The sequence below is a fragment of the Aliiglaciecola sp. 3_MG-2023 genome (assembly GCF_030548205.1).
Taxonomy (GTDB): Bacteria; Pseudomonadota; Gammaproteobacteria; order Enterobacterales; family Alteromonadaceae; genus Aliiglaciecola.
The window spans coordinates 1-7449 of the sequence record NZ_JAUORV010000032.1; the positions used below are offsets into that span (position 1 = coordinate 1).

Sequence of the window (7449 nt, forward strand, 5' to 3'; positions counted from 1 at the left end):
CAATGGTTTTGAAAGATGACACGCCGATTATTTAACAAAATGTAGCCGCAAGCTGTACCACACGATTTAAACAACAATATAAGTTAATGAAGTAACAAAATTAAGAGTGACGTTTACGTTGAATAACTTAAAAAATAATAAACAATTACGTTTTAAAAACGAACGAATTACGGTAGTTAAACATCAATAAAAATAACCAGTTGAGAGCAGGTTTAGACTGCCACTACATTAATTCTTTTTAACCTCATAACGCTTTGCCAAGGGGCAAATGCGAACGTTGTTGGGCGAAGCCCAGTGAGTATTTGTCCCAGCCGCGCTTTTTGCGGCGAACTTAGGCAACTTGTTATGTGCGTGCATGCTAGAGCACGTGAACATCGTTGATTGTTGCAGCATATTCGTGATTTCCTGTTGGTACGAACTCAAATTCAACAGTTAAGTCTGTTATCTCACCATTAGCAGGTAAGTAAAAGCCGAAGATCAATGAGCCTGAATCGGTTTCTAGATACTCAGGGTAACAATTCGCTATATCTTCGTTTTGAAAACTGACAGGGACACTGCTTCCAAAATAACCTTGAACTGCGTCTCTTAGCTCGGATTCTGCCCATACAACACCGTAGTTATTTTTGATATCAATGAGCTTTGCCGCACCTTCAAATTCATTTGTGGCAAGTAAGTTTAACCAGTGTTGACAATAACGTTTAAGTTGATTCTCTTTATCTTCATTGGTGATTGACAGCATCAGATACCTTAAAGCACATAACGCTCCGCATAAATGGCGGATAACAGTTGGCTAAACTTAGCGAAGAATGAGCGCCAGCCAACTGTTAGGCGTCCATTTTAATGCGTTTGTTAGGAGTGCCTACTCCTGATATCTAGAGATAGCGAGTTTTTTAGCTTTCTCAACTGCTGCAACACCGCTATCTAAAAGGATTTTACCTAGTATTTCATCGCTTCTTTGAGAAGCCATATTTGAATATTTATTTCCAATTTTTTGCGCGACATAACACCAAGCATAAGCTTCTTGTAAGTCTAGTATTGGTTTTTCAGTTGATAATGAAACACACAAACCAAACGGAGCGAATTCGTATTTAAACTTCGCTGACTCTAGTAGGAACTCAAGTCCTAAATTAGGATCAAACTCCTTTCTTTCTTCTTTAAATAGCTCTGTACCGATCACGAACAATTGCTCTGGCGTATATTTGCTTTTATCTTCTGCAAATACCGCATCTGACATTAGGAACAATAGTAAAAATACATGCAGCCTCATCAGCACTCCTAACTTCCAAAACAGCGGAAAGCGAGAGCGTATTTGGGCGAAGCCCAGCGAGTGCTTTTCCGGTGCTTTTGTTTGTTATGAGGTGACAATATGACAAGCCCAAAAAGTTTATACATTTAATAACACCCTATTTGCTTTTTAAAAACAACCGGAATGTTGATTTCAATGGTTTTGAAAGATGACATGCCGCTTGTTTAACAAAATGTAGCCGCAAGCTGTACCACACGATTTAAACAACAATATAAGTTAATAAAGTAACAAAATTAAGAGTGATGTATACGTTGAATAACTTAAAAAATAATAAACAACTACATTTTAAAAACGAACGAATTACGGTAGCTAAACATCAATAAAAATAACCAGTTGAGAGCAGGTTTAGACTGCCACAACATTAATTCTCTTTAACCTCATAACGCCCCGTATTTGCTGCACAAACTTGTGGCCTAAACTTTGTGAGGCACGAACAATGGCCGCGAGTTTGGGTCAGCAACATACGTTTGTTATTGCGCCACCCCACTTCACTATCGCGGCAGTGCCGCCACGAACTGTTAGCACAACAACTTGATTAAAATTATTACCGTAGACTAAACCAAACAACCAGAAAACTGCAACTATTGATAAACGTTACTGTGAACAGGTTTTTATAAAAGCGATTTGAGAAAGAAGTATTTTGAATTGAATAAACCGCAGGGGAATTGCGGAAAAAAGAAGTAGTTAAATCGGAGAAATACGGAAGATATCCGCCTTTGCGCTAAACAGTAATCTGAAAGGCTTATGCGCTATAACGTCCGAATTTGCTGCACAAACTTGTGGCCTAAACTTTGTGAGGCACGAACAATGGCCGCGAGTTTGGGTCAGCAACATACGTTTGTTATTGCGCCCCCCACTTCACTATCGCGGCTTTGCCGCCACGAACTGTTAGCACAACAACTTGATCAAAATTATTACCCTAGACTAAACCAAACAACCAGAAAACTGCAACTATTGATAAACGTTACTGTGAACAGGTTTGGATAAAAGCGATTTGAGAAAGAAGTATTTTGAATTGAATAAACCGCAGGCGAATTGCGGAAAAAAGCAGTAGTTAACTCGGAGAAATACAGAAGATATCCACCTTTGCGCTAAACAGTAACCTGAAAGGCTTATGCGCTATAACGCTTCACATATGGGGCGCAGGCTTGCTGGCTATACTTGCGAAGAATGAGCCGAGCCAGCGAGTATGCGTCCCAATGAGCGAAGCGAGTGAACATGATGTGTTTGTTATGTTCCGGCAAACCTGAGAAGCCTCCATATTTTCGATAAACTAAAAGAAAATAAGCTTAAAGTGAGTCCGCAAATTATACTTAGTAAACCTTGCCAAAAATAATACATCTCAGTATCCGATTGTTCTCTAAATACTAAATAATGCTGACCTAAAGCTACACTCCCATTAAAAATGAAATATAAACCTAATAAGAATATTGCTGCTGATAACAATTCAGTAGCGTTGGAGTCAAATTGGGAATTGAAACCAAGAAACTTTCCAATAGACTTTCTCGTAGCAATCAGAAACAAGCCAATTACCAGCTTAGTAATTAAAAAAACCAAAGTGCCAAAATAAAAGGAACCCTCATCTGCAATCAGATTAGAGGTTTTGATAGTGATAATGGAAGTCAAAAAATCAGGCATGGAGGAGGCAATCAACCAGACACCAGATATGGCCAAGCAGGTTTCTCCAAAGTTACTTATCCGCATCCAAAAACTCCATTAGGAACATAACTTCCAAAACAGCGGAAAGCGAGAGCGTATTTGGGCGAAGCCCAGCGAGTGCTTTTCCGGTGCTTTTGTTTGTTATGAGGTGATAATATGACAACCCCAAAAAGTTTATTCATTTAATAACACCCTATTTGCTTTTTAAAAACAACCGGAATATTGATTTCAATGGTTTTGAAAGATGACACGCCGATTATTTAACAAAATGTAGCCGCAAGCTGTACCACACGATTTAAACAACAACATAAGTTAATAAAGTCACAAAATTAAGAGTGATGTATACGTTGAATAACTAAAAAAATATTAAACAACTACATTTTAAAAACGAACGAATTACGGTAGCCAAACATCAATAAAAATAACCAGTAGAGAGCAGGTTTAGACTGCCACTACACTAATTCTCTTTAACCTCATAACGCCGTTTTAAGCGGCAAATTGCAGTTGGCTAAAATAAGTGAGGCACGAACAAAAAGCCAACTGTAATTTGTCCGACTTGAAAACCCTTGTTATGTTTAAACGCTGCTACTCAGAGATGCTATTGCTTTTTGAGCTTCTTGCAATTTCCTTTCTCTTTTCATGATTTCTAGCTTTTCGTCTAGAATAATTTCAATTCCAACTTTCATTGCAGGGAATGCAGCTAAGCATTCTTGCTCACTGAGCTCATGTATGCCTTTACTTAAAATTGAATAAATGGATTTATTGTCAACTAAAAATCTAGGCAACTCTTCACAAAGAAGTTCGATTTTTTCATTCATTCTCGCTCTGATATATACCTCATCATCCCAAGTGCTTTTTTCTTTTGCACAAAGGTGAGATTCTTCTATGAGAAATTCAAATATACGTCTTAGATATACGAAAGATCCAACACCAACTCCATGGGAAGCTAATCCAATAGCTTTGGTAAATTCCTGAAAATAATGTTTACTCAATACTTTTGAGTACTTCTTTACGTCAAATAGATTTAGATCTGCAATAGAAGGTATTTGTCCAATTTTTTGTATGCTTTGTTCTTCTACATGAAACTTGAAAACTAACTTGTGTGATTTATTGCGTGTACACCTAACAGTGATATCAAAAAAGTCAGCATTTAGCCACGTGTCCGAACTATAATATGAGTAATGCTTATAGCCCCCGACAGGCTCAAAAATACTATGCGTATTACAAGATGGGCAATATGAGTCAAATGTTTCAGAAAAAAATCGTATTTTAGAACCTTCTTCTAAGTCTTCGTCCGAATAAGCCACTTTCTCATATAAGGGGACTTTGATTAGAAACTCTTCTGGAGTTGGATATTTACTCTCTGCGCTCAATTGAGCCTCCTTTAAACATAACGTTTCAAATAAGCGGCGCAGGCTTGCTGGCTATACTTGGCGAAGAATGAGCCCCAGCCAGCGAGTATGCGTCCGGCGACGAAGGAGCGTACTTGATTTGCTTTGTTAGACGGCGCAATAAACATGCGGTAAACATCCCTTGTCTGTTGAATAACACTATTACCTAATACAACCACCAGATAATAACCCCAGTAATTTCCTTGTTTAAAGATAGCCCGAAACAACTAAACAGTTCAAACAACCTTTAATGACAAACCACTTTTTGTGTTTAAAACCACCTAGAAGAAAAAAGAAATGATGTTGGCATTTCTCGCGATTTCAAAACAACTATGCACCTTAAACTAGCGCCTTCTAACACCCCGCTTAGGGGCAATAACACGTGGGCTAAAATTTGGAGCGAAGCGACTGAGCCCACGTGTTATTGTCCCAGGGAGCTTGCGACCGACTACAGCGGATTGTTAGCTCTGTTCGTCTATATCTGTGATGTAATTTACTAGCATTCTGCCGAGAGTAGTGAGACTTGCGCTTTTTCCCTTCATTTCAGTGAGCCCAAAGCGAAGAAGAGTTTCTTTGTAGCTATCTTGTAAAGCAGCAAGTTCTCGTTTTTCTATTGGAGCAGACATCTCTCTCGATATTGGCCTTAATACGTCAGGGTGCTTTTCTACCCATTCAGTATGAGGGCCGTGACTTAGGGAAGGCCTCAAAGAATAATATATAAGCCAAACAACCTCTGGGTCTGTAAGTTCACGATACAAATTTAAAATCTTTTTAGCTTCTTCATATTTTAATTTATCGCCAGTCAGTGCTTTTTCGGTCAAAGAAGCAAGCCTCTGTCTTCTTTCTTCAGATACCGCACGAGAAGACTGAACAAGCGCTTCCTCTAGTAAATCGGTTCCTTGTTCTGTGTTCAAGTTCCGCTTAAAGCTATTTAGTTCCGCATCAACTTTTGACACTCTCTCATCTAAAGTTTGAAGAAATGAAACTACTCTTTCGAACCTTAAATTAGGAACAACACTGTCGAGTAATTCTGAAACTGCTGAACCTATAAAAGGCAATGCGCCAGATGCTGCTTTAGCGACACTTACAAGTCTATCTCTATTGTTCGTTTTTAAAGAATCCATGGTCATCCTTGAAAGAGCTAACTTCCAAAACAGCGGAAAGCGAGAGCGTATTTGGGCGAAGCCCAGCGAGTGCTTTTCCGGTGCTTTTGTTTGTTATGAGGTGACAATATGACAACCCCAAAAAGTTTATACATTTAATAACACCCTATTTGCTTTTTAAAAACAACCGGAATGTTGATTTCAATGGTTTTGAAAGGTGACACGCCGCTTGTTTAACAAAATGTAGCCGCAAGCTGTACCACACGATTTAAACAACAACATAAGTTAATAAAGTAACAAAATTAAGAGTGACGTTTACGCTGAATAACTTAAAAAATAATAAACAACTACATTTTAAAAACGAATGAATTACGGTAGCCAAACATCAATAAAAATAACCAGTTGAGAGCAGGTTTAGACTGCCACTACATTAATTCTTTTTAACCTCATAACGTTTCAAATAAGCGGCGCAGGCTTGCTGGCTATACTTGGCGAAGAATGAGCCCCAGCCAGCGAGTATGCGTCCGGCGACGAAGGAGCGTACTTGATTTGCTTTGTTAGACGGCGCAATAAACATTTTGTAAACATCCTTTGTCTGTTGAATAACACTATTACCTAATACAGCCACCAGATAATAACCCCTGTAATTTTCTTGTTTAAAGATAGCCTGAAACTACTAAACAGTTCAAACAACCTTTACTGCCAAATCGTTTATTGTTTTAAAAACCACCTAGAAGAAAAAAGAAATGATGTTGACATTTCGCGCGTTTTCAAAACAACTATGCACCTTAAATTAGCGCCTTCTAACGTCCGAATTTGCTGCACAAACTTGTGGCCTAAACTTTGTGAGGCACGAACAATGGCCGCGAGTTTGGGTCAGCAACATACGTTTGTTATTGCGCCACCCACTTCACTATCGCGGCTTTGCCGCCACAAGCCTGTGACACAACAACATTGATTAAAATTATTATCCTAGACTAAACCAAACCGCCAGAAAACTACAACTATTGATAAACGTTACTTGAGACTGAGTTTGATAAAACTGGTTGAGATGGAAGTATTGAATGTGAATTAAACTGCTGGTCGATTACGGAAAAAAGCGGTAGTTAACTCGAAGAAATACGGACAAAGCCCGCCTTTGCATTTAATAGGATATTAACAAGGAAAAGCGCTATAACTTCCAAAACAGCGGAAAGCGAGAGCGTATTTGGGCGAAGCCCAGCGAGTGCTTTTCCGGTGCTTTTGTTTGTTATGAGGTGACAATATGACAACCCCAAAAAGTTTATACATTTAATAACACCCTATTTGTTTTTTAAAAACAACCGGAATGTTGATTTCAATGGTTTTGAAAGATGACACGCCGATTATTTAACAAAATGTAGCCGCAAGCTGTACCACACGATTTAAACAACAACATAAGTTAATGAAGTAACAAAATTAAGAGTGACGTTTACGTTGAATAACTTAAAAAATAATAAACAATTACGTTTTAAAAACGAACGAATTACGGTAGCTAAACATCAATAAAAATAACCAGTTGAGAGCAGGTTTAGACTGCCACTACATTAATTCTTTTTAACCTCATAACGTCCGAATTTGCTGCACAAACTTGTGGCCTACACTTTGTGAGGCACGAACAATGGCCACGAGTTTGGGTCAGCAACATACGTTTGTTAGGTGTCATGTTACTTATCATTAGGCTTTAATGGTGCAATTAGCAAAAATAATATTAAACAAAACCAGCTAATAAACAAACTTCCTATTATCCATGCTAGCTTTTCTTGGCGTCCAACATTTTGTGATCTAGAAATTATTATGATTGGAATTACCTATGCAATTAATAAAACAAGAAGCAAGGGAAACCAAGATATTAAGATTTGAGTTGTATTATCCATAATGAAATCCTTTTTTGACACCTAACACCCGCATAACGGGCAATAACACGTAGGCTAAAATTGGAGCGAAGCGACTGAGCCTACGTGTTATTGTC

At 38.3% G+C, this 7449-nt stretch carries 7 protein-coding genes; all 7 read right to left on the reverse strand.

Annotated features, from left to right (window positions below):
- Window positions 1-358: 358 nt before the first annotated feature.
- Window positions 359-739 carry a hypothetical protein gene (locus tag Q4574_RS21275; protein WP_303477671.1) on the reverse strand — a complete coding sequence of 127 codons (381 nt, stop codon included), beginning with the start codon at window positions 737-739 and terminating at the stop codon, window positions 359-361.
- A gap of 120 nt (window positions 740-859) precedes the next feature.
- Entirely contained in the window at window positions 860-1267 is a 408-nt protein-coding gene (locus Q4574_RS21280; protein WP_303477672.1) for a hypothetical protein, read from the reverse strand.
- A 1269-nt stretch (window positions 1268-2536) separates the two neighbouring features.
- Entirely contained in the window at window positions 2537-3010 is a 474-nt protein-coding gene (locus tag Q4574_RS21285) for a hypothetical protein (RefSeq protein ID WP_303477674.1), read from the reverse strand.
- A 530-nt stretch (window positions 3011-3540) separates the two neighbouring features.
- Window positions 3541-4338: a short-chain dehydrogenase gene (locus Q4574_RS21290; RefSeq protein WP_303477676.1), complete on the reverse strand. Its 798-nt coding sequence runs from the start codon at window positions 4336-4338 to the stop codon at window positions 3541-3543.
- Between the two features lie 11 nt (window positions 4339-4349).
- Window positions 4350-4535, reverse strand: coding sequence for a hypothetical protein (locus tag Q4574_RS21295; RefSeq protein WP_303477678.1), 186 nt, complete (start codon window positions 4533-4535; stop codon window positions 4350-4352).
- Between the two features lie 282 nt (window positions 4536-4817).
- Window positions 4818-5480, reverse strand: a complete 663-nt coding sequence (locus Q4574_RS21300) for a hypothetical protein (protein ID WP_303477680.1) — start codon at window positions 5478-5480, stop codon at window positions 4818-4820.
- A 409-nt stretch (window positions 5481-5889) separates the two neighbouring features.
- Entirely contained in the window at window positions 5890-6087 is a 198-nt protein-coding gene (locus tag Q4574_RS21305; RefSeq protein ID WP_303477682.1) for a hypothetical protein, read from the reverse strand.
- Window positions 6088-7449 lie beyond the last annotated feature (1362 nt).